The 23,046-nt window shown below is 59.1% G+C and carries 22 protein-coding genes and 1 pseudogene; 9 read left to right on the forward strand and 14 right to left on the reverse strand.

Annotated elements, in window-relative coordinates; all coding sequences use genetic code 11:
- Nucleotides 1-9: 9 nt before the first annotated feature.
- From spoT to EQV90_RS12055, 4 genes are all read right to left on the reverse strand, one after another.
- A complete protein-coding gene (spoT, locus tag EQV90_RS12040) occupies nt 10-2,115 on the reverse strand; it encodes a bifunctional GTP diphosphokinase/guanosine-3',5'-bis pyrophosphate 3'-pyrophosphohydrolase (protein WP_003437781.1) in 2,106 nt (701 codons plus the stop codon).
- A 60-nt stretch (nt 2,116-2,175) separates the two neighbouring features.
- The gene (rpoZ, locus tag EQV90_RS12045) at nt 2,176-2,439 is read right to left on the reverse strand and encodes a DNA-directed RNA polymerase subunit omega (protein ID WP_003437783.1); all 264 of its coding nucleotides are present in this window, start codon (nt 2,437-2,439) and stop codon (nt 2,176-2,178) included.
- A gap of 167 nt (nt 2,440-2,606) precedes the next feature.
- The gene (gmk, locus tag EQV90_RS12050) at nt 2,607-3,227 is read right to left on the reverse strand and encodes a guanylate kinase (protein WP_003437785.1); all 621 of its coding nucleotides are present in this window, start codon (nt 3,225-3,227) and stop codon (nt 2,607-2,609) included.
- Between the two features lie 13 nt (nt 3,228-3,240).
- Entirely contained in the window at nt 3,241-4,104 is an 864-nt protein-coding gene (locus EQV90_RS12055; RefSeq protein WP_003437788.1) for a YicC/YloC family endoribonuclease, read from the reverse strand.
- 222 nt (nt 4,105-4,326) lie between these two features.
- Here EQV90_RS12055 and rph point away from each other — a divergent pair, with 222 nt between their 5' ends.
- Nucleotides 4,327-5,049 carry a ribonuclease PH gene (gene rph, locus EQV90_RS12060; RefSeq protein WP_003437790.1) on the forward strand — a complete coding sequence of 241 codons (723 nt, stop codon included), beginning with the start codon at nt 4,327-4,329 and terminating at the stop codon, nt 5,047-5,049.
- 49 nt (nt 5,050-5,098) lie between these two features.
- Nucleotides 5,099-5,467 (forward strand): DUF4870 domain-containing protein, encoded by a 369-nt coding sequence (locus tag EQV90_RS12065; RefSeq protein ID WP_003437794.1) that lies wholly within the window; start codon nt 5,099-5,101, stop codon nt 5,465-5,467.
- Between the two features lie 60 nt (nt 5,468-5,527).
- Here EQV90_RS12065 and EQV90_RS12070 read toward each other — a convergent pair whose 3' ends face one another.
- On the reverse strand, nt 5,528-6,307 hold the full coding sequence (locus tag EQV90_RS12070) for an exodeoxyribonuclease III (protein WP_003437806.1): 780 nt from the start codon (nt 6,305-6,307) through the stop codon (nt 5,528-5,530).
- Between the two features lie 81 nt (nt 6,308-6,388).
- Here EQV90_RS12070 and pyrE point away from each other — a divergent pair, with 81 nt between their 5' ends.
- Nucleotides 6,389-7,030, forward strand: coding sequence for an orotate phosphoribosyltransferase (pyrE, locus tag EQV90_RS12075; RefSeq protein ID WP_003437809.1), 642 nt, complete (start codon nt 6,389-6,391; stop codon nt 7,028-7,030).
- 61 nt (nt 7,031-7,091) lie between these two features.
- Here the strand turns inward: pyrE and argB are convergent, their stop codons facing one another.
- From argB to coaBC, 4 genes and pseudogenes are all read right to left on the reverse strand, one after another.
- A complete protein-coding gene (gene argB / locus EQV90_RS12080; protein WP_003437812.1) occupies nt 7,092-7,997 on the reverse strand; it encodes an acetylglutamate kinase in 906 nt (301 codons plus the stop codon).
- Between the two features lie 25 nt (nt 7,998-8,022).
- Nucleotides 8,023-9,429, reverse strand: a pseudogene (locus EQV90_RS12085) (phosphomannomutase/phosphoglucomutase); the annotation flags it as partial.
- Nucleotides 9,430-9,720: 291 nt separating this feature from the next.
- Nucleotides 9,721-10,176, reverse strand: coding sequence for a dUTP diphosphatase (dut, locus tag EQV90_RS12090; RefSeq protein WP_003437816.1), 456 nt, complete (start codon nt 10,174-10,176; stop codon nt 9,721-9,723).
- Between the two features lie 5 nt (nt 10,177-10,181).
- Nucleotides 10,182-11,390, reverse strand: a complete 1,209-nt coding sequence (gene coaBC, locus EQV90_RS12095) for a bifunctional phosphopantothenoylcysteine decarboxylase/phosphopantothenate--cysteine ligase CoaBC (protein ID WP_003437818.1) — start codon at nt 11,388-11,390, stop codon at nt 10,182-10,184.
- Between the two features lie 122 nt (nt 11,391-11,512).
- Here coaBC and radC point away from each other — a divergent pair, with 122 nt between their 5' ends.
- Nucleotides 11,513-12,187 (forward strand): DNA repair protein RadC, encoded by a 675-nt coding sequence (gene radC / locus EQV90_RS12100; protein WP_240878143.1) that lies wholly within the window; start codon nt 11,513-11,515, stop codon nt 12,185-12,187.
- 3 nt (nt 12,188-12,190) lie between these two features.
- On the opposite strand, the gene EQV90_RS12105 is transcribed toward radC, so the two are convergent.
- Entirely contained in the window at nt 12,191-13,777 is a 1,587-nt protein-coding gene (locus tag EQV90_RS12105; RefSeq protein ID WP_010656756.1) for an ABC transporter substrate-binding protein, read from the reverse strand.
- Between the two features lie 512 nt (nt 13,778-14,289).
- Here EQV90_RS12105 and rpmB point away from each other — a divergent pair.
- Both rpmB and rpmG read left to right on the forward strand, forming a co-directional pair.
- A complete protein-coding gene (gene rpmB, locus EQV90_RS12110; protein ID WP_003437823.1) occupies nt 14,290-14,523 on the forward strand; it encodes a 50S ribosomal protein L28 in 234 nt (77 codons plus the stop codon).
- 11 nt (nt 14,524-14,534) lie between these two features.
- Nucleotides 14,535-14,690: a 50S ribosomal protein L33 gene (gene rpmG, locus EQV90_RS12115; RefSeq protein ID WP_003437824.1), complete on the forward strand. Its 156-nt coding sequence runs from the start codon at nt 14,535-14,537 to the stop codon at nt 14,688-14,690.
- Nucleotides 14,691-14,863: 173 nt separating this feature from the next.
- Here rpmG and EQV90_RS12120 read toward each other — a convergent pair whose 3' ends face one another.
- On the reverse strand, nt 14,864-15,226 hold the full coding sequence (locus tag EQV90_RS12120; protein WP_003437825.1) for a cupin domain-containing protein: 363 nt from the start codon (nt 15,224-15,226) through the stop codon (nt 14,864-14,866).
- A 238-nt stretch (nt 15,227-15,464) separates the two neighbouring features.
- Here EQV90_RS12120 and EQV90_RS12125 point away from each other — a divergent pair, with 238 nt between their 5' ends.
- Both EQV90_RS12125 and EQV90_RS12130 read left to right on the forward strand, forming a co-directional pair.
- Nucleotides 15,465-16,958, forward strand: a complete 1,494-nt coding sequence (locus EQV90_RS12125) for an aldehyde dehydrogenase (RefSeq protein ID WP_003437826.1) — start codon at nt 15,465-15,467, stop codon at nt 16,956-16,958.
- A 147-nt stretch (nt 16,959-17,105) separates the two neighbouring features.
- A complete protein-coding gene (locus tag EQV90_RS12130) occupies nt 17,106-18,251 on the forward strand; it encodes an MFS transporter (protein WP_240878144.1) in 1,146 nt (381 codons plus the stop codon).
- A 29-nt stretch (nt 18,252-18,280) separates the two neighbouring features.
- Here EQV90_RS12130 and EQV90_RS12135 read toward each other — a convergent pair whose 3' ends face one another.
- Nucleotides 18,281-19,816, reverse strand: a complete 1,536-nt coding sequence (locus EQV90_RS12135) for a phospholipase D family protein (RefSeq protein WP_029612719.1) — start codon at nt 19,814-19,816, stop codon at nt 18,281-18,283.
- 30 nt (nt 19,817-19,846) lie between these two features.
- Complete coding sequence (locus EQV90_RS12140; protein ID WP_003437829.1) at nt 19,847-21,283, reverse strand: PLP-dependent aminotransferase family protein; 1,437 nt, start codon at nt 21,281-21,283, stop codon at nt 19,847-19,849.
- A 169-nt stretch (nt 21,284-21,452) separates the two neighbouring features.
- Between EQV90_RS12140 and EQV90_RS12145 the strand changes: the two genes are divergently transcribed.
- Nucleotides 21,453-21,686 carry a DUF1127 domain-containing protein gene (locus tag EQV90_RS12145; protein ID WP_003437832.1) on the forward strand — a complete coding sequence of 78 codons (234 nt, stop codon included), beginning with the start codon at nt 21,453-21,455 and terminating at the stop codon, nt 21,684-21,686.
- 39 nt (nt 21,687-21,725) lie between these two features.
- Here EQV90_RS12145 and EQV90_RS12150 read toward each other — a convergent pair whose 3' ends face one another.
- Nucleotides 21,726-23,027, reverse strand: coding sequence for an FAD-binding oxidoreductase (locus tag EQV90_RS12150; protein WP_240878145.1), 1,302 nt, complete (start codon nt 23,025-23,027; stop codon nt 21,726-21,728).
- Nucleotides 23,028-23,046 lie beyond the last annotated feature (19 nt).

Genomic DNA, 23,046 nt, shown 5'->3' on the forward strand with positions numbered 1-23,046 from the left:
ATTAGATGGCTACGCACGCATACGAGTGATGCGGATAACCCCGTTAAGGGCGCGCAGTTTTTTGATCACGCGGGCCAGATGCACACGGTCGTGCACGCTGACCACCAGTTGGACAACGCTGATACGACCATCGCGTTCGTCCATGCTGATTTTTTCGATGTTGCCGTCGGCTGCGTTGACGCTGCTTGCAAGCAGCGCAATCAGGCCACGCTGGTGCTCCAGTTCGACACGCAACTCGACGTTGAATTCACCGGTGACATCCTTGGCCCACGAAAGCTGGACACATTTTTCGGGGTTGTGTCGAATTTCACTGATATTGCGGCAGTTATCCAGGTGCACAACCATGCCTTTGCCCGCGGACAGGTGACCCACGATCGGGTCTCCCGGGATCGGCGTACAACATTTGGCATAACTGAGTACCAGACCTTCGGTACCGCGAATCGCCAGTGGACCTTCCGGGCTCGGCAGCTGTTCGCCTTCACCCATCAGACGCCGGGCAACGACGTAAGCCATGCGATTGCCCAGGCCGATGTCTTCCAGCAGGTCTTCGACCTGCTCCAGACGATACTCCTGAAGCATGGCCTGAATGCGCTCGGCCGGGATCTTGTCCAGCGCGCTGTTGAAGCCGTTGAGCACCTTGTTCAGCAAGCGTTCGCCAAGGTTCACGGACTCGGAACGGCGCTGCAATTTCAGGGCGTGACGGATATGCGTACGCGCCTTGCCGGTAACCACAAAGTTGAGCCACGCCGGGTTGGGGCGGGCACCGGGGGCGCTGACGATCTCGACCGTGGAACCACTTTGCAGCGGCTCGGACAGCGGTGCGAGACGCCGGTTGATACGGCATGCAATACAGCTGTTGCCGACGTCGGTGTGCACCGCGTAGGCAAAATCGACTGCGGTGGAGCCTTTGGGCAGCTCCATGATCCGGCCTTTGGGCGTGAACACGTAGACCTCGTCCGGAAACAGGTCGATCTTCACGCTTTCGATAAATTCGAGGGAGTTGCCGGCGCGCTGCTGCATCTCCAGCACGCCCTTGACCCATTGCCGCGCCCGGGCATGGGTCCCCGTGTGCTGCTCGTCGCCACTGGACTTGTACAACCAGTGGGCGGCAATACCGTTGTTGGCCATTTCTTCCATTTCACGGGTACGGATCTGAATTTCGATCGGTACGCCATGCATGCCAAACAGCGTGGTATGCAGCGACTGATAGCCGTTGGCTTTGGGAATCGCGATGTAGTCTTTAAACCGTCCCGGCAGTGGTTTGTACAAATTATGTACAGCACCCAGAACCCGGTAGCAGGTGTCGACCTTGTCGACGATGATCCGGAACGCGTAAACGTCCATGATCTCGTTGAAGGCCCGGCGCTTGCCGCGCATTTTTTTATAAATGCCGTAAATATGCTTTTGACGGCCGCTGACTTCGCCCTGAATGCCGTCTACGGCTAAACAGTGGCTGAGCGACTCTTCAATTTTGTTGACGATTTCCTTGCGATTGCCCCGGGCGCGCTTGACCGCCTGATAGATGCGCGCGGAGCGCATCGGGTACATCGCCTTGAAACCGAGATCTTCGAATTCGATACGAATGCTGTGCATGCCCAGCCGGTTGGCAATGGGCGCGTAGATTTCCAGGGTTTCCTTGGCAATCCGCCGGCGTTTTTCGCCGGACAGCACTTCGAGGGTACGCATGTTGTGCAGACGGTCAGCCAGCTTGACCAGAATCACGCGAATATCCCGCGCCATGGCCATGGCCATTTTCTGGAAGTTTTCAGCCTGGGCTTCGGCCTTGGTCTCGAAGTTCATCTGGGTCAGCTTGCTGACGCCATCGACCAGTTCGGCCACGGTTTCGCCGAACTGCGCGACAAGCGCTTCCTTGGCAATACCGGTGTCTTCGATCACGTCATGCAGCATGGCAGCCATCAGGCTTTGATGGTCCATATGCATGTCGGCAAGAATGTTCGCCACTGCCAGCGGATGCGTGACATAAGGCTCGCCGCTACGTCGGCGTTGGCCGTCGTGGGCTTGTTCGGCGTAGAAGTACGCTCGTCGGACCAGATTGACCTGGTCCGCACTGAGGTAAGTCGACAAGCGATCGGCGAGGGCGTCTATGCTCGGCAAGAGGAAACCTCCTGCCAAAACTTTTTACCCTTCGCCGTGCTACGTCGACCGGGCATAGGCTTAGTTCGCCTCGTTGGACTCGTCCTCGAACGCTGCGAACAGCGGTTCGTCTTCGACGATTTCAGCGTTGGCGATAAACTCGTAGCTCATCAGGCCTGCAGCGATTTCACGCAAGGCAACAACGGTAGGCTTGTCATTTTCCCACTCAACCAAAGGCTCTTTACCGCCGGTGGCCAGTTGACGGGCACGCTTGGTAGAGAGCATGACCAGCTCAAAGCGGTTATCCACGTGTTCTAGACAGTCTTCAACGGTTACGCGGGCCATGGTCTTCCTCGTAGCAAATGCAATATGCGCGCTGCCCGGATGGGCGAGCGGACTCAACAGTTTAAAAAATCACCAGCCATTAGGGAAGCGCTGATTTTTCAAGCGCCCCCCGAAACCCGCTGTAAGCGCCAATGTAAAGCCCTTACAGGGGTTTTGGGAAGAGCCCTTTAACCCAGCAATTCAGCCAGTAATTTGCCAAAACGCTGCTGCTGACGTTTTTGCTGGAGGCGATTGGCGTGAAAAATTGCCTTCAGGTCCTCCAGTGCCAGCGCAAAATCATCATTGATGATCAGGTAGTCATAGTCGACGTAGTGGCTCATTTCACTCACGGCTTCACGCATGCGCCCGTCAATGATTTCGTCGCTGTCCTGCCCGCGATTGTCCAGACGCTCACGCAAGGCTTGCTGGCTCGGCGGCAGGATGAAGATCGAACGCGCCTGCGGCATCAGCTGGCGAACCTGCTCGGCGCCTTGCCAGTCGATTTCCAGAATCAGGTCGTGACCTTCATCCAGGGTCTGCTGCAAATGGCTCTGCGAAGTACCGTAAAGGTTGCCGAACACCTCGGCGCGCTCCAGGAAATCACCGTGTTCGATCATTTTCACGAACTCTTCGCGCTCGACGAAATGATAGTTCACGCCGTTGACCTCACCCGGGCGCATGGCGCGGGTGGTGTGCGAAACCGAGACGCGAATCTGCGGTTCGAGGTCGATCAATGCCTTGACCAGACTGGTCTTGCCTGCGCCCGAAGGGGCAGAAACGATATAAAGGGTGCCGGTGCTATGGGTCATGTCAGGGAGAGCCTTACTCAATATTCTGTACTTGTTCGCGCATCTGCTCGATCAACACCTTGAGGTTGACCGCCGCCTGGGTACTGCGCGGATCGAATGCCTTGGAACCGAGGGTGTTGGCCTCCCGGTTGAGTTCTTGCATCAGGAAGTCGAGGCGCCGGCCGGCGGCTCCACCGGACTTGAGCACGCGCCGCACCTCAAGGATGTGGGTACTCAGGCGGTCAAGCTCTTCGGCGACGTCGCTTTTTTGCGCCAGCAGGACCATTTCTTGCTCAAGGCGCTGGGGATCAAGCTCGGCCTTCATGTCAGCAAAGCGATCGAGCACCTTTTGCCGCTGGGTGGCCAGCATCTGTGGCACGAGTTCACGCAAAGTCTCGACATCAGCCTCGATCGCGGTCAGTCGCTCGCTGATCAGGCGCGCCAGTTCGGCGCCTTCGCGCTCGCGGCCGTTTTTCAGTTCCTGCAGCGCCTGCTTGAACAGCACCAGCGCCTGATTGTTCAGGGCTTGAGGGTCGCTTGCATCCGCCACCAATACGCCTGGCCAGGCCAGCACTTTCAGCGGATCCAGCGCAGCCGGCTGCTTGATCAGGCTGGCGATGGATTCGGCGGCGGCCACCAGTTGCGCCGCACGCTCACGGTCAACCTGCAGCGGCTTACCCGTGGTTTCTTCGGTGAAACGCAGCGTGCATTCCAGCTTGCCACGTGAGATCCCCTGACGCAGCGCTTCACGCACCGCACCTTCGAGGTCACGCAAAGACTCGGGCAGGCGCAGGTGCGGCTCCAGGTAGCGGCTATTGACCGAGCGCAGCTCCCAGCTCAGGGTGCCCTGAGTGCCGGCACTTTCGACGCGGGCAAAGGCGGTCATGCTATGCACCATGGAGGTACCTCGCGATTCGATGAATTTAGCCTGACGGCCATTGAGGCGAAGGATTGTAACGCAGTGCAGGGGACGGCCCCAAATGACGTCTGTCGTAAAAGTACCCGGTGTCATGGCGCTCCCAAGGGGGCGGCGAGCCGGGCATGCAATTATTAGGCGTGTCCTGTCGGGCCATGGCCTTTATAATGCTCGGCAGTTTTCCGTCCCGTACAGGTATCCCACATGAAACGTCCAAGTGGTCGCGTTGCCGATCAGCTCCGTCCGATCCGCATCACCCGCAACTACACCAAACACGCAGAGGGTTCTGTACTGGTCGAGTTCGGTGACACCAAAGTCATCTGCACCGTCAGCGTCGAAAACGGCGTGCCACGCTTCCTTAAAGGCCAGGGCCAGGGCTGGCTGACTGCCGAATACGGCATGCTGCCCCGCGCCACCGGCGACCGCAACCAGCGTGAAGCCAGCCGCGGCAAGCAAGGCGGACGTACCCTGGAAATCCAGCGCCTGATCGGCCGCTCGCTACGCGCCGCACTGGACATGTCCAAGCTGGGCGACATCACCCTGTACGTCGACTGCGACGTGATCCAGGCCGACGGCGGCACTCGCACGGCCTCGATCACCGGCGCCATGGTTGCCCTGGTCGACGCTTTGAAGCTGATCAAGAAACGTGGCGGCCTCAAGGGCGGCGACCCTCTCAAGCAGATGATTGCAGCGGTCTCGGTGGGCATGTATCAGGGCGAGCCAGTGCTCGACCTCGACTATCCTGAAGATTCGGCAGCCGAAACCGACCTGAACGTCGTAATGACCAGCACCGGTGGCTTCATCGAAGTTCAGGGCACTGCCGAAGGCGCGCCATTCCAGCCTGAAGAGCTGAACGCCATGCTGGCACTGGCGCAAAAGGGCATGACCGAAATTTTCGCCCTGCAACAAGCTGCACTGGCCGACTAACATCGCCGAGCTGTATGCCGAAGCCGTCTGTAACCATCTGGAGAACGCCATGAGCGAGCTGGACCTTTCAAAACCCGAGCCGAGCCGCGATGCTCGTAAATGGGCCATGTTTTGTCACTTTTCGGCGTTCCTCGGGATGTGGTTTCCGTTTGGCAGCCTGATCGGCCCGCTGATCCTGTGGCAGGTAAAGCGTGAAAGCGATCCGTTCATCGATGACCAGGGCAAGGAAGCCCTGAACTTTCAGATCACCGTGGCGATTGCTTCGGCCATTTGCTACGTGCTGATGTTTGTTCTGATCGGTTTCGCCCTGCTCGGCCTGGTCCTGATCGGCGCAGTGGTGCTGGTGGTGATTGCCGGCGTCAAGGCCAATGACGGAGTGGTATACCGCTACCCCTTCACCTGGCGCCCGATCAAGTAAACCAGCACCCACAAAAAAGCCGACAGCGATGTCGGCTTTTTTGTGGCTTCGAAAAAACACCTAGATAGTCAGTGTCCAGTCGTAGTCCACGATCAATGGCGCATGTTGCGAGAAGCGTGGCTGACGCGGCAGGCGAGCGCTTCGTACGAAGCGGCGCAGACCCGGTGTCAACAACTGGTAGTCGAAACGCCAGCCCAGATTAAGCATCTCGGCCTGTTCGTTATCCGGCCACCAGCTGTACTGATCGCCTTCACGACTAACTTCACGCAGGGCATCGACATAGCCCATATTGCCGACAATCTCGTCCATCCAGGCCCGCTCAGGCGCCAGGAAACCAGGAGATTGCTGGCTGTCACGCCAGTTTTTAATGTCGAGTTTCTGCTGCGCCACATACAGCGAGCCGCAGTAGATGTACTCACGACGCTTGCGACGCTGCTTATCCAGATAGCGTGCAAAGTCGTCCATTAGCTTGAATTTTTGATTCAAGTCTTCATCGCCGTTCTGCCCCGAAGGGAGCAGCAAGGTCGCGATGCTGACCTTATCGAAATCGGCTTGCAGGTAGCGCCCGTAGCGATCGGCCGTCTCGAAGCCAAGCCCAGTGATGACTGCTTTCGGTTGCAAGCGCGAATACAAAGCCACACCGCCTTGGGCAGGGACTTCAGCTTCGCAGGCATAAAGAAAGTAGCCATCCAGCTGGTAGGCTGGATCGTCCAGTTCAAAGGCGGAGGCGCGGGTGTCCTGCAGGCAGATAACGTCGGCATTCTGAGCTTGCAGCCAACTGAGCAAACCGCGCTCGACTGCCGTCTGAATACCATTGACGTTCACACTGATGATCCGCATAAATGGCCCCAAAAATCACGTGCGTGTATGATACACGCCGTCTAACCAATTAGCTAAATCCGTGGCATCTGGGGCCTTTACATGCAAGCGTATCAGCGCGACTTCATCCGTTTTGCCATCGATCGCGGCGTTTTGCGCTTCGGTGAGTTCACCCTGAAGTCCGGGCGCACCAGTCCTTACTTCTTCAATGCCGGCCTGTTCAACACCGGCTCCGCACTGGCTCAACTGGGGCGTTTCTACGCTGCCGCCATCGTTGACAGCGGTATCTCCTTCGACGTCCTGTTTGGCCCGGCCTACAAAGGCATTCCACTGGCGGCAACCACCGCAGTGGCCCTGGCAGAACACCATGACCGCGACCTGCCATGGTGCTTCAACCGCAAAGAAGCCAAAGCCCACGGCGAAGGTGGCAGCCTGGTCGGCTCGCCGCTCGAAGGCAATATCCTGATCATCGACGACGTGATCACCGCCGGCACCGCCATCCGTGAAGTCATGCAGATCATCCAGGCCCAGGGCGCCAAAGCCGCAGGCGTGCTGATTGCCCTGAACCGTCAGGAGCGTGGCAATGGCGAGCTGTCAGCCATTCAGGAAGTCGAGCGTGACTTTGGTATTCCTGTGGTCAGCATCGTTTCCTTGAACCAGGTGCTGCAGTACCTGGCCGAAGACGAAACGCTCAAGCAATACCTGCCAGCCGTTGAAGCCTATCGGGCGCAGTACGGGATCTAGTCCGCACAGCCAAAAAAAAGCCCCGCCCGGCAATCGCCGGACGGGGCTTTTCTGGTTTTGCTTAAACCGTCTTGCTGTTGGTAATCAGGGTACCGACACCGGTATCGGTGAAGATTTCCAGCAGCACCGCGTTCGGTACACGACCGTCGACGATGTGCGCAGTGGTCACGCCACCTTGCACGGCTTCCAGCGCGCAGCGGATCTTGGGCAGCATGCCACCGTAGATGGTGCCATCGGCAATCAGGTCATCCACCTGGGCAGTGGTCAGCCCGGTCAGCACCTTGCCCTGCTTGTCCATCAGGCCCGCGATATTGGTCAGCAACATAAGCTTTTCAGCTTTCAGCGCTTCGGCGACCTTACCCGCCACCAGATCCGCGTTGATGTTGTAGGACTCGCCGTTTTCACCCACGCCAATCGGCGCAATTACCGGGATGAAATCACCCTTGGTCAGCATGTTCAGCAGGTCCGTGTTGATCCCGACCACTTCGCCCACATGCCCGAAATCGATGATTTCCGGGCTGGTCATTTCCGGTGTCTGGCGGGTAACCACCATTTTCTTGGCCCGGATCAGCGTGGCGTCTTTACCGGTCAGGCCTATGGCGCTACCGCCATGGCGGTTGATCAGGTTGACGATCTCTTTGTTCACATGGCCGCCGAGCACCATTTCAACCACATCCATGGTTTGCGAGTCTGTGACCCGCATACCGTCGATGAAATGGCTCTCGATGGACAGGCGCTTGAGCAAATCACCGATTTGCGGACCGCCACCATGGACCACGACCGGATTGATACCCACGGCCTTCATCAACACGATGTCGCGGGCAAACCCGGTTTTCAGCTCATCGTTTTCCATAGCGTTGCCGCCGTACTTGATCACCAGCGTCTTACCGACGTAACGGCGAATATAGGGCAGCGCTTCGGACAAAACCTTGGCGACGTTGGAGGCGGCATCACGTTCGAGGGTCATTCAGGGCTCCGGTAGAACAAATCGATCAAAACGGTAGTTGGAGATCAGGCGCCACACGCTTCAATTGGGCGTGAAAGACATCCTTGATACGTTGCAGTTCGGCCTCGGTCTCTGCCTCGAATCGCAGCACCAGCACCGGAGTGGTGTTGGAGGCGCGAACCAGGCCCCAGCCGTGTGGATAGTCGACCCTAACACCATCAATGGTGGTCAGCTCGGCGGCTTCACCCCATTGGGCATCGTGCAGGGCGTCAATGATGCTGAATTTGCTCTCATCCGTCACATCGATATTGATCTCTGGCGTAGAAATATCGTTGGGGAAGGTCTCAAACAGCTCTTCGGCTGTCGCCTGGCGCTTGCTGAGGATCTCCAGCAGGCGCGCAGCACTGTAAATACCGTCATCAAAACCGAACCAGCGCTCTTTGAAAAAGATATGCCCGCTCATTTCTCCGGCCAGCAAGGCACTGGTTTCCTTCATCTTCTTTTTGATTAACGAATGACCGGTCTTCCACATAAGTGGCCGACCGCCACATTCTTCGATCCAGGGCGCCAGACGACGGCTGCATTTCACATCAAAAATGATCTCGGCAGCCGGGTTGCGCACCAGCACATCCTGAGCGAACAGCATCAGCAAGCGATCCGGGAACACCATGGTGCCGGTATTGGTCACGACACCGACACGGTCGCCGTCGCCATCAAAGGCCAGGCCAAGGTCGGCATTGGTTTCTTTAACCTTGGCGATCAGGTCCAGCAGATTCTCGGGCTTGCCCGGGTCCGGGTGGTGGTTGGGGAAATTACCGTCCACCTCGCAGAACAACGGGATCACTTCGCAATTCAGGGCTTCGATCAGTTGCGGGGCAATCACGCCTGCCGCACCGTTACCACAGTCGACCACCACTTTAAGACGCCGGGCCAGCTTGATGTCCCCGGTAATTTCATCGAAGTAGCGCGGCAAAATCTCAACCCGGGTGATGCTGCCTTCCCCCCAAGTCAGATCATTGCTCTTGAGGCGGGTATGCAGCGCCTGTATTTGCTCGTTGGCCAGGGTGTCGCCAGCGATCACGATCTTGAAGCCGTTGTAGTTGGACGGGTTATGGCTGCCCGTGAGCATCACCCCCGACTTGCCCCTCAGCACGCTGGCCGCGTAATACAGCGCCGGCGTCGGTACCAGGCCTACATCGCTGACATGGCAACCGCTGTCGGCCACACCCTGAATCAAACGCTCCACCAGTTCCGGACCCGACAACCGCCCGTCACGCCCCACCGATACATGGGGCTCACCCTGGGCCAGGCTTTCGGCGCCAATGGCACGGCCAATCCAGTAGGCAGTTTCAGCGGTCAAGGTTTCAGGCACCACACCGCGAATGTCATAGGCGCGGAAGATGCTGTCAGGGAATTGCGGCGCGACCGAAGCTTGGCTGCTCATTAAAAAGGATGCTCCATTTTCTGAGAATTCGGGGTGTGCACTGAAACTGCCAGGCACACGAACGTCGACCTTGCCCTACGGCGAGCATTCACCGGTTGACGGGGAGCGGTCGAGCATAAGCTGTGGCTTTGGACGGCGTTTTGACGCGAGAGTTCGTGAGGCCAGTTGGCATTACGGGGCGTATGGCACAAGGCTGCCATCGATTTTGGCAATAAACAGAGTGACTGCATTGGCGCGAGCTTCATCCTGAATTACCACGCTAACGAGTCAGGTCAGGCAGGGCGCCTGACCTGAGTACGATCAGAGGCTGCCGGAATGACCGAAGCCGCCAGCGCCACGCTGGCTTTCGTCGAATTCTTCGACCAGCTCAAAGTGCGCCTGCACCACCGGCACCAGCACCAGCTGAGCAATACGCTCACCGATGGTGATGTTGAAGGCGGTTTGACCACGGTTCCAGCACGAAACCATCAGTTCGCCCTGATAATCGGAGTCGATCAGGCCGACCAGGTTACCCAGCACGATGCCGTGCTTATGACCCAGGCCGGAGCGCGGCAGGATCAGCGCCGCCAGGCCCGGATCACCGATGTATACCGACAGACCGGTCGGGATCAACAGGGTCTGGCCCGGTTCCAGAACGGTGTCTTGTTTAAGCATGGCGCGCAGATCAAGACCGGCGGAGCCGGGCGTGGCGTACTGCGGCAGCGGAAATTCGCTACCAATGCGTGGATCGAGGATTTTGGCTTGCAAAGCGTGCATACGAGTTAAACCTGGTTCAGACGTTCGGCGATAAAAGTGATCAGCTGGCGGGCAATTTTGCCCTTGCTGGTCTGGGCAAACACAGTGGCATGCAGTTGACGGTCAATCACGCTGCAGGCGTTTTCTTCGCTGTTGAAGCCGATGCTGGGGTTAGCCACATCGTTGGCCACAATCAGGTCGAGGTTTTTGTCTTTGAGCTTGCGCGCGGCGTAATCGAGCAAGTGCTCGGTCTCTGCGGCAAAGCCGACACTAAAAGGGCGGTCAGGGCGCGAAGCGATGGTGGCCAGAATGTCTGGATTGCGCACCATCTGCAGCAACAGGCCGTCACCCTTGGTAGGGTCTTTCTTGAGTTTCTGCGGGGCAACGACTTCCGGGCGGTAATCCGCGACTGCAGCGGACGCAATAAACACGTCACAGGGGATCGCCGCTTCACAGGCCGCGAGCATATCGCGGGCACTGACCACATCGATCCGGCTCACCCGGTCCGGGGTCGGCAAGTGCACCGGCCCGGTAATCAAGGTTACCCGGGCACCGGCCTCAACCGCCGCTTCAGCCAGGGCAAAGCCCATTTTTCCGGAGCTGTGGTTGGTGATATAGCGCACCGGGTCGATGTTTTCCTGGGTCGGGCCGGCCGTAATCAGTACATGCTTGCCGGTCAATACCTGACGCTGAAAACACTCGGCGGCGCAGTGCACCAGATCATCGGCCTCAAGCATGCGGCCAAAGCCCACGTCACCGCAGGCCTGGCTTCCGGAAGCCGGACCAAACACGCGCAGGCCGCGGGTTTCAAGCAATCGGGTGTTGGCCTGGGTGGCCGGATCACGCCACATGGCCTGATTCATCGCCGGCGCAATGGCGACCGTCGCGTCAGTGGCCAGCACCAGGGTGGTCAGCAGATCATTGGCCAGGCCCTGGGCAAGACGGGCGATCAGGTCAGCCGTGGCTGGCGCGATCAGTACCAGGTCAGCCCACTTGGCCAGCTCGATATGGCCCATCGCGGCTTCAGCCGCCGGGTCCAGCAAGTCCAGGTGAACCGGGTGCCCGGACAGGGCCTGCATGGTCAGCGGAGTGATGAACTCGCTACCGCCACGGGTCATGACAACCCGCACTTCGGCGCCTTGATCCAGCAAACGGCGAACCAGCTCTGCACTCTTGTAAGCCGCGATGCCGCCGCCGACGCCCAAAACAATGCGTTTTCGATACAGCCGCTGCATAGGCCTGCCTTCTAGTTCGATGATGACTGCGCGGAAAATGGCCAAATGCCACGCAAAAATGATGGGCTAAGATAACACAGCGCCTGCCAGGGAACAGCGGCGCCCACATACATGGAGGTGTTATGAGCATCAGGGATTGGCCGGCAGCAGAGCGGCCGCGCGAGAAGCTTTTAGAACACGGAGCATCCAGTCTTTCCGACGCCGAACTGCTGGCAATCTTCCTGCGCACCGGGGTCTCGGGCAAAAGCGCGGTCGACCTGGCACGGCATTTACTCGCTGAATTCGGCAGCCTGAGGGCCTTGCTCGAAGCCGACCTCGCCGGGTTCTGTCGCCAGCTGGGGCTCGGGCTGGCCAAGTTCAGCCAGTTGCAGGCGGTACTGGAGATGAGCCGCCGGCACCTGGCCGAGCGCCTGCGCCGGGACTCGGCGCTAGAGAGCCCGCAGGCCGTTCGTGACTATCTCAAGTCGTTACTGCGTCACGAACTCCACGAAGTGTTTGGCTGCCTGTTTATGGACTCCAAACACCGGATGCTGTCCTTTGAAGTACTGTTCAGGGGCTCCATCGACAGTGCCAGCGTGTACCCGCGCCAGGTGGTCAAGCGCGCCCTCGCACATAACGCCGCAGCGGTGATTTTTTGCCACAACCACCCCTCGGGTGTCACCGAGCCCAGCCAGGCCGACCGCACCCTGACCAAGCGCCTGAGCGATGCGCTGGACCTGATCGAAGTGCGGGTTCTGGATCACTTTATCGTTGGCGACGGTGAGCCGCTCTCAATGGTCGAACATGGCTGGATGTGACACTCAGGGCTTGATGCTGACCGTCGAAAAGTCCTGACGCCCGAACGGACTCACCTGATAACCCTGTACGTCTTTACGGGTAAGCGCGTAGGCCGTTGGGTGTGCCAGCGGCAGCCACAGCGCCTGCTGCTGAATCAGGGCCTGGGCCTTTTGATACAGCGCGCTGCGCTTGTCCTGGTCGGTGAGGGTTTTGCCCTCACTGATCAGGCTGTCCAGGGTCTTGTCGCAATAACGCGCAAAGTTGGTCCCGGACTTCACCGCGGCGCATGAAAACTGCGGAGTCAGGAAGTTGTCCGGGTCGCCGTTATCACCGGCCCAGCCCATGAACAACAGGTCGTGCTCACCCGCTTTGGCGCGACGGATCAATTCGCCCCATTCAATCACCCGGATGTCCGCCTTGATGCCCACCTTGCCCAGGTCCGCCTGCAGCAACTGCGCCCCAAGGCTTGGGTTCGGGTTCAGCACGCTACCGGTCGGCCGGGTCCAGATGGTGGTTTTAAAGCCGTCCTTGAAGCCTGCACTGGCCAGCAGCTCTTTGGCTTTTTGCGGATCATGGGCATAGCCCGGCAAATCTTTGGCATAGCTCCAGGTCGTGGCCGGATAGATGCCATTGGCGGTCTGTGCACCGTTCTCGAACACCGCCTTGAGGTAAGTGTCTTTATCGAAGGCCAGATTGATCGCCTGCCGCACCTGGGGCTTGTCCAGTGGCGGATGCTGACTATTGATGGCCACAAAAGCAGTCATGAAGGCCGGGGTTTGCGCAACGCTCAACGCCGGGTCCTTGGTGGCGGCATCCACATCCAGCGGTTTGGGCGAGAGGGCAATCTGGCACTCATTGCGGCGCAATTTCTGCAGACGCACGTTGGCGTCCGGGGTGATGGCAAAAATCAGCCCGTCAATGGCCGGCTTGCCCGCGAAATAGTCCGGGTTGGCCTTGTAACGCACCACCGCGTCTTTCTGGAAGCGCGAGAACACAAAAGGCCCGGTACCGATCGGCTGGCTGTTCATCAGCTCCGGCGTTCCGGCCTTGAGCAGTTTGTCGGCATATTCGGCCGAATAGATCGATGCAAAGCCCATACTCAGCGCCGGCAGGAACGTTGAATCCGGATGGCTGAGGGTAAAGCGCACGGTCAACGGGTCCGGGGTTTCGATCTTTTTCACCAGCTGCGGCAGTTGCAAGGACTGCGCATGGGGGAAACCGCTTTGCGCCACCTTGTGCCACGGATTGTCCGGATCAAGCATGCGCTCGAAGCTGAAGCGCACGTCATCGGCATTCAGTTCACGGCTCGGGGTGAAATAAGGCGTGCTGTGAAACTTGACCCCGGGGCGTAATTTGAAGTCGTACACAAGACCGTCAGGGGACACTGACCAGCTTTGCGCCAGACTCGGCACCAGCCTGGCAGCCCGGGCATCAAAATCCACCAGACGATTCATCAGCACGTCTGCCGAGGCATTGGTGGTCGTGAGCGAGTTGTACTGCACCACATCGAACCCTTCGGGGCTGGCCTCGGTGCAAACACTCAAGGTGGCCGCCTGAACCAGCGGACTCAGGCAAAAGGTAAGCAATAAGGGGGCGGCAGCGAGGCGCATGATCTGTTTCCTTTGCAAGTCGATGTGGCCCATCTGCAGGTGCAGTCTGGAAAAGACTAACCCTAGTGACCTGATGGACAAATGACTACTTTTTAATACGATCCGTTCCCTGTAGTGGCTGCCGAAGGCGCCTGCAGAGCTCGAAACGGGGGTGTTTTCGGCCATATCAAGACCCGTCCGCCCTTGTCGCGGCCGTCGCCGACTGCAATAAAGCGCAATTTTCGCACTGAAACCTTTCATCTCGCGACGAGCGGTAAAACCCAAGCAGGCATAGGCTTTAGCGCGAAATGCCGTTAGACTGCCGACTTAATTAATTACAGCAAACCACAGTTCGTGTTGTTGCTCTTTAGTCTTTCTGGTATAAAGCAGCGCTCTTTTCTAGGGGCCCGGTTCCTTCGTTTGTAGGTGTAGCCGGTAAGACCCTTAAAGAAACGCGGCGCCTGGCGCCATGACTGAGAGATTAAGCGGCCAACCCATGCCGGGTTGGGCATGTGGTTTTAGAGGGCTGAGGCATGTCGAGAGTCTGTCAAGTTACCGGTAAGGGTCCGGTGACTGGGAATAACATTTCCCACGCAAATAACAAAACCCGTCGTCGTTTCCTGCCGAACCTGCAGCATCACCGCTTCTGGGTTGAAGAAGAGAAACGTTTTGTTCGTCTGCGCGTATCTGCTAAAGGCATGCGCATCATCGACAAGCGTGGCATCACTGTCGTGCTGGCCGAAATCCGCCGCGATGGCAAGATCTAAGGGAGCTAATCATGCGTGAATTGATCCGTTTGGTGTCGAGCGCTGGTACAGGCCATTTCTACACCACAGATAAGAACAAGCGCACCACTCCGGACAAAATCGAAATCAAAAAATTCGATCCGCGGGTTCGCAAGCACGTGATCTACAAAGAAGCCAAAATCAAGTAATTGGTTTTACTTCTTACAAAAAAGGCCCGCATCTCACGATACGGGCCTTTTTTGTTGCTCAGCGCTGACGGTTCAACGTGAGACCGGCACTTCCCTGCATTTCCCGGCCTGACTCAGTTTCATGGTCACCATTGCCCCTCCTGCGCCACGATCCTCAGCCGCCATCTATCGGCTCAGGGTTTGTGTTCAAACACGACGTAAACTTTGCGACATGGCTCCAGCACTTCCCACGTGCCACTGAAGCCGGCAGGGATGACAAAACGGTCACCGGCCCGCAGGGTCTTGGCGTTACCTTCCTGGTCACGCAGAACTGAAACGCCCTGCAGAATTTCGCAATATTCATGCTCGGTGTAATTGACCGTCCAGTGCCCCACAGCACCTTCCCACACCCCCGCGCTCATCTGCCCGCAAGGGCTGTCGTAATGGTTGTGGACAACTTGCTCCGGATTACCCTTGAGCACTTTTTCCGGCGCAGGACTGAATCGGTCAGCCTGGGTTTTGGCAGTGCTGAAGTCGACGATTGTGGCAATGCTCATTATTTTTGTACCCCCGAAATTGCTGCGTGTGTGGTCAGAAAGACAAAAGCTGATGTTTATTAAAACGAACAAGCCTTGCCGTTTGCGACACATGTGTCAAATATATTGAAAGTTCCAGGGCCACTGGTTTAGGGTGGCGGATGTCTCGTACTGATCACTTTAGTGAATCGGACAGCATCCATGACGCGCCATGCCAAAGCCTGAGCGCTGCAATTCTTAATAAGAGGAGGACACTCGAATGACCACCCTGACGCGTGCTGATTGGGAACAACGGGCCAAACAGCTGAAAATCGAAGGTCGCGCCTACATCAACGGTGAATACACCGACGCGGTCTCCAATGAAACGTTCGAGTGTCTCAGCCCGGTCGACGGCCGCTTGCTGGGCAAAGTTGCCAGCTGCGATGCAGCTGACGCCCAGCGCGCCGTAGAAGTGGCACGCAAAACCTTTGAGTCGGGCGTCTGGTCGCGCCTGGCACCGGCCAAGCGCAAAGCCGCCATGATCCGCTTTGCCGATCTGCTCAAGCAAAACGCCGAAGAACTGGCCCTGCTTGAAACCCTGGACATGGGCAAGCCGATCAGCGACTCGCTGCACATCGACGTCCCCGGTGCAGCCGGTGCGCTGAGCTGGAGCGGTGAAGCCATCGACAAGATTTACGACGAGGTCGCCGCCACCCCCCACGACCAGTTGGGTCTGGTGACCCGCGAAGCGGTCGGCGTAGTCGCCGCCATCGTGCCGTGGAACTTCCCGTTGATGATGGCCTGCTGGAAGCTCGGCCCGGCGCTGTCGACCGGTAACTCGGTAATCCTCAAGCCCTCCGAAAAATCGCCACTGACAGCCATCCGCATTGCGGCACTGGCCGTTGAAGCCGGCATTCCGGCTGGCGTCCTGAACGTCCTGCCAGGTTACGGCCACACTGTCGGCAAAGCCCTGGCCTTGCACATGGACGTCGACACCCTGGTGTTTACCGGTTCGACCAAAATCGCCAAGCAGTTGATGATCTATTCCGGCGAATCCAACATGAAGCGCATCTGGCTCGAAGCCGGCGGCAAGAGCCCGAACATCGTCTTCGCCGATGCTCCCGACCTGCAAGCCGCTGCCGAATCCGCTGCCAGCGCCATCGCCTTCAACCAGGGCGAAGTCTGTACCGCAGGTTCGCGCCTGCTGGTCGAGCGCTCCATCAAAGACAAATTCCTGCCGCTGGTGATCGAAGCGCTCAAGGACTGGAAGCCGGGCAATCCGCTGGACCCGGCCACCACCGTGGGCGCCCTGGTCGACACTCAGCAAATGAACACTGTGCTGTCGTACATCGAAGCCGGCCACAGCGAAGGCGCCAAACTGGTTGCCGGTGGCAAACGAATCCTGCAGGAAACCGGTGGCACCTACGTTGAGCCGACCATTTTCGACGGTGTGAGCAACGCGATGAAAATCGCCCAGGAAGAAATTTTTGGCCCGGTCTTGTCGGTTATCGCCTTCGACAGCGCCGCAGAAGCGATCCAGATTGCCAACGACACGCCATATGGCCTGGCGGCTGCAGTCTGGACAGCCGATATCTCCAAGGCTCACCTGACTGCCAAAGCCCTGCGCGCCGGTAGCGTATGGGTCAACCAATACGATGGCGGCGACATGACCGCTCCGTTTGGCGGCTTCAAACAGTCGGGTAACGGCCGTGACAAGTCGCTGCACGCATTCGACAAATACACCGAGCTGAAATCCACCTGGATCAAGCTGTAACACAACACTGGTAACACCCTGTGGGAGCGGGCTTGCCCGCGATGATCGCACCCGGTCTGCGCTATGGACCCCGGTGCTAGCATCGCGAGCAGCCGCTCCCACATTTGTTTCAAACCTTTATTTCCAGTTATCCACAGGAGCACAGCGATGCGTTGGGCGACTTACTTCGCCGTACTGGCCTCGGTACTCAGCGTCGGCCTGGCGCTGGGCGTGAGCATGCCGCTGGTGTCGTTCCGGCTCGAAAGCTGGGGTTACGGCGGGTTCGCAATTGGCGTGATGGCAGCCATGCCGGCAATCGGCGTGCTGGTGGGCGCCAGCCTGGCCAGCAAACTGGCCTCGCGCTTTGGTACGCCAGCCCTGATGCGTCTGTGTTTGTGGTGTGGCGCGCTGTCCATCGGGCTGTTGGCGTTGCTGCCCAGCTACCCGGTGTGGCTGGTGCTGCGACTGCTGATCGGGGTAGTGCTCACGATCATTTTTATTCTCGGTGAAAGCTGGATCAACCAACTGGTGGTCGAACAATGGCGCGGCCGCCTGGTCGCACTGTATGGCTCGGCCTACGCCTTGAGCCAACTCTCCGGGCCCCTGCTATTGGGCCTGGTTGGCTCTGAAGAGGACTACGGATTCTGGATCGGCGTAGCTCTGCTGACGCTGGCCCCCTTGCTGCTGATGGGCCGCGATGGCGCCCCCGTCACCGAAGCGTACAGCGTGACCTTCAAGGACTTGCTGGAGTTCTGTCGAGGCTTGCCGGCCATCGCCTGGGCTGTAGGGTTATTTGCGGCCTTTGAAGCCATGATTCTGACCCTGCTGCCGGTCTATTGCCTGCGTCAGGGCTTTACCGCCGACATCGCCCTGGCAATGGTCAGTACCGTGGTGGTGGGCGATGCCCTGCTGCAACTGCCGATTGGTGCGCTGGCCGACCGCCTGTCCCGGCGTTCGTTGTTCACCGGTTGCGCGGTGCTGCTGATGCTGTCGAGCCTGGCGGTGCCATTGTTGCTCAATACCCTGTTGATCTGGCCGCTGTGGGTGATTTTCGGCGCCAGCGCAGGCGGCCTGTTCACCCTGTCGTTGATTCTGATCGGTGAGCGCTACCGTGACGACGCGCTGGTACGTGCCAATGCCCACATTGCACAGCTATGGGGCATTGGCTGCCTGATCGGGCCGCTGGCCGCAGGTGCTGGCAGCCAGTGGATCAGCGGCCATGCCTTGCCGCTGTTCATGGCCGCCGGAGCCTTGGTGCTGGTGATCCTGGTGTTGCGCCAGGGCGCCTTTGGCGCAGAGCAAACAGCCGCATAAAACACGCGCCTGCAGAGGGGCCTGGGTGGTTATAACATTTTCTCCAGCCCCACGCTCTTGCTGAACCAGGCGTTCAGCCGGCGCCACCAGTTGCCCGGCTCGTGGCTCAACGCATGTAACCGGCCATTGTCTTCGGTTACCCAGACGATCTTGCCCTGCTCCAGGGTCGGCTCGTAGCTCAAGGCCGGCGACATGCCCTGCAACGCCAGCTTGCGCGCCTCGTCCGCCAGCTGCGGGCTGTCCACCAGCACCCCGACCTCGGTGTTCCACAAGCCCGAACGCGGGTCGAAATTGAACGAGCCGATAAAGGATTTTTGCCCGTCGAAAATCATCGCCTTGCTGTGCAGGCTCGAATCGCTGCTCATCCCGTGTTTAAACAGATGCGGACCGCTGCCCGGGTGGCTGCCGGGCTGGCGCCGCAGCTCAAAGAGCTTGACCCCATGCTCCAGCAACGCCTTGCGATAGGGGGCATAGCCGCCATGCACCACCGGCACGTCCGTGGCTTCCAGGGAGTTGGTCAATAAACGTACATCGACCCCGGCATCCGCACGGCCCGTCAGGTACACCAGCCCGGTTTCACCCGGCACAAAGTAGGCCGAGACCAGAATCAGCTCTTTGTTCACCCCGGCCAGTTCCGGCGCCAGTTGCGTGGTCAGCAACAAATGCGGATCCGGCTCGTCCTTGGCCAGCACCTTGCTCGGTGCATCCCACAAGGCCTGACCCCAGGCCCAGATCAGCTCTTTGCGCCAGGTATCCAGCTGCGGGCTGGTTTCATACGAAGCCAGTTGCTGGTACAGCGTGTTGTTGCGTTGTTGTGCCAGTTTGAGCGACGCCTCGAGTTTTTCCCGCGCCCTGGCCAGCTCCGACCGGGACAGCCGTGCCGAAACAAAATCACCAATGGGCTGGCTCAGGGCACTGTTCCAGTATTGATCGAAGCTGTACCCCAGTTGCTCAGCCACCGGCCCCACTCCGAGCAGGTCGATGTCGGTGAAATTCAGATCCGGCTGAGCATCGAAATACTCATCGCCCAAATTCCGCCCGCCGACAATCGCCGCACTGTTATCGGCCAGCCACAGCTTGTTGTGCATGCGCCGGTGCTGGCGCGAAAGATTGAATAGCCGGCCCATCGCCCGGGTCACCCCCGTGCCACGTCCCAATTGCAGCGGATTGAACAGGCGGACCTGAATATTGGGATGGGCCGCCAGGGTGGCCAGAATATCGTCCAGGCCATCGCTGGCGGTGTCGTCGAGCAGCAGTCGTACCCTCACCCCGCGATCTGCCGCCTTGAGCAGCTCATCAACCAGCATCCGCGTACTCAGCCCGTCGTGGACGATGTAGTACTGCAGATCAAGACTGCTCTGCGCATTGCGGATCAGCTCTGCCCGGGCCCGGAAGGCTTCGCCGCTGTTGGGCAATAAACGGAACCCCGAGCGGCCCCGGTAGGGCGCCGCCTGAGCCATGATCGAGCGGCCAAAGGATGAATCCACCGCGGGGGTAGCCTGACTTGACTCTCGAGGTACATCCAAGGTGCTACAACCTCCCAGCAACAGCGCGAAAAACAACATGCAGAGTGATTTCAACGTACGGTGCCCCGTTCAACTGTCCGCGTGACCGGCCGCCTGAGCCCACAATTTGCTGGCCGTTTCACCGACCTTGCGCACGGCCTCTTCAATCTGCAGCGTTGGCTTGGCAGCGTAGTTCATGCGCAAGCAATTACGGTACTTGCCCGAGGCAGAAAAGATGCTGCCCACCGCGACCTGCACCCCCTGCTCAAGCAGCGCGCGATTGAGGCGCAAGCTATCAAACCCCTCGGGCAGTTCAAGCCACAGCATAAAACTGCCCTGAGGCCGGCTGGCGCGGGTACCGGGTGGAAAGTAGCGGCTGATCCAGCCCAGCATCAAATCGCGATTGCGCTGATATTGGGTGCGCATTTTGCGCAGGTGCGGCTCGAAATGACCGTTTTTCAAAAAGTCGGCAACCGCCAGCTGCGGCTGCGGCGCGGTGGAGCCGGTGGAGATGTACTTCATGTGCAGCACCCGCTCCAGATAACGGCCCGGCGCGACCCAGCCTACCCGCAGGCCCGGGGCCAGGGTCTTGGAGAACGAGCTGCACAGCAGCACCCGACCGTCATCGTCGAACGACTTGATGGTCCGCGGGCGAGGGTAGGTGTAGGCCAGCTCACCGTAGACATCGTCTTCGATAATGGCCACGTCAAAGCGCTGGGCCAGGGTCACCAAGGCCCGTTTGCGCGCCTCGGGCATGATGTAGCCCAGCGGATTGTTGCAACTGGGGGTGATCTGGATTGCCTTGATCGGCCACTGCTCCAGCGCCAGCTCCAGCGCATCCAGGCTGATGCCGGTCAGCGGGTCGGTGGGTATCTCCAGCGCCTTCATGCCCAACCCTTTGAGGGTTTGCATGGCGCCGTGAAAGCTCGGCGAATCGACCGCCACAATATCTCCCGGCTCACACACCGCCCGAATACTGCATGACAGCGCTTCATGGCAGCCAGTGGTGATCACTATCTCGTCGGGGCTCAACTGACAGCCCGAGTCGAGCAGCAGGCGCGCCAGTTGCTCGCGCAGGGCCAGCACCCCGTAGACGTTGTCGTAATACAGGCCGGGCAAGTCCAGGCGGCGACTGATTTGCGCCAGGCTGCGCAACAAAGGCTTGATGGTCGGCACAGTAACGTCGGGCATGCCGCGCCCCAGTTGAATCACATCCTTTTGCGGCACCGAGCGCACCAGTTCCAGCACCTGCTCCCACTGGGAAATTTCCACCGGCCGCTGAGCGGGCTTGCCCATGCCCGGCAAGGCCGGCAACTGGCGCTCCATCGGTACAAAGTATCCGGACTTGGGGCGCGGCGAAGCCAGGCCATTGTCCTCCAGCAACCGATACGCCTGCTGCACCGTACTCAGGCTCACACCATGTTCGGCGCTTAATGCACGCACTGAAGGCAAGCGGTCGCCGGGGCGATAAAAGCCCTGTTCGATGCGCGTACCGAGCAGGTCGGCGAGGTTGACGTATAGGGTCATGGCGGTGCTCTCGAAAGATTGACCGGTACAGATGGGCTATAAACCGAGGATTCAGGCTCTAAAAAGACGAATCTGTATGCATATAAAAACAGTTTGCTGAATCTGTCATGGTTTTTGACGCAAGGCCATCATGCTGACTCATAGCAACCGAGTCAAAAGGAGCTGGCGAATGAATGGTTTAAGCGATGTGCGTCTGACGTTACACGGCCCGCAATTACAGGCTGAGCACGAATCTTTTCAGGTCGTCAGTTCACCTGCCGCTTTAAGCCGCTGGGGCCTGTTCTGTCACCGCTCACGCACCCGCCGGGCCTTGCTCCAGCTGGATGCACAGCAGCTGCGGGACGTGGGTTTGAGCCCGGAGCTGGCCCTGCGCGAAGGCTGCAAACCGTTCTGGCGCTCTTGACCTGACTGGCAGCAGCGAGCGCCTGCAGGGGGGGGCGGGTTAACCCAGCTCTTTGAGCCGATGCCACAACATGCCCAGCGCCAGCAACGGCGAACGCAGGTACTTGCCGCCCGGAAAGGTGATGTGCGGGACTTTGGCGAACAGGTCAAAACCGTGGCTTTGCTGGCCGCTGATGGCCTCGGCCAGCAGCTTGCCGGCCAAGTGCGTGGCGTTCACCCCATGTCCTGAATACGCCTGGGCGAAATACACGTTGGGCTGATCCGGCAGACGACCGATCTGCGGCAAGCGGTTGGCGCCAATACCAATCATCCCGCCCCACTGGTAATCGATTTTTACATTGGCCAGGTGCGGGAACACTTCGAGCATTTTCGGCCGCATGTAAGCGCCGATGTCCTGCGGGTCGCGGCCTGAGTAATGGCAGGCACCACCGAACAGCAAACGCCGGTCCGCCGAAAGCCGGTAATAATCCAGCGCCACACGCTGATCGCATACCGCCATGTTCTGCGGCAACAAAGCATGAGCCTGGGCTTCACTCAACGGCTCGGTGGCAATGATGTAACTGCCCGCAGGCAGTACTTTGCCACTGAGTTGCGGGTTGAGATCCTTGAGATAGGCATTGCAGCCCAGCACCAGGCTCCTGGCCCGCACCGATCCCTGAGCCGTATGCACCCGCACTTCAGGGCCGTAATCGATCCGGGTTACCGCGCTGTTTTCGAACAGCTTCACGCCCAATTGCGTCGCGACAGCGGCTTCACCCAGCGCCAGGTTAAGCGGGTGCAAATGACCCGAGCCCATGTCGACCAGGCCTCCGACATAACGGTCCGAACCCACCACACTGTGCACTTCGTTGGCTTGCAGCAAACGGGTCTGGTGGCGATAACCCAAGCCGCGCAATTCTTCGGCCTCTTCGGCAAAACCTTCCAGGTCGCGAGGCTTGTTGGCCAGGTCGCAATAACCCCAGGTCAGGTCGCAGGCAATGTTGTAGCGTTCGACCCGCTGGCGCACGATTTCCACCGCCTCCAGGCCCATCAACTTCATTTGCCGCACACCGTCCTTGCCGATGATCCCTTCAAACTGCTCAAGCCCGTGGCCGACGCCGCGAATCAGTTGCCCGCCATTGCGCCCGCTGGCGCCCCAGCCGATCTTGTGCGCTTCGAGCACAATCACGCTCATGCCGCGCTCGGCCAGCTCCAGCGCCGTGTTCAGGCCGGAAAAGCCGCCGCCCACCACGCACACATCAGCCACATGCTCACCTTGCAGCACCGGATGATCGGGCTGCGGCAGACTGCTGGCGGCGTAATAAGAAGCGGTGTGCTGGCTGCGCGGATCCGGGGCGCTCATGTGATTAATCCTGATTATT

It is taken from the genome of Pseudomonas sp. TMW22089 (genome assembly GCF_022496645.1).
Taxonomy (GTDB): Bacteria; Pseudomonadota; Gammaproteobacteria; order Pseudomonadales; family Pseudomonadaceae; genus Aquipseudomonas; species Aquipseudomonas paraversuta.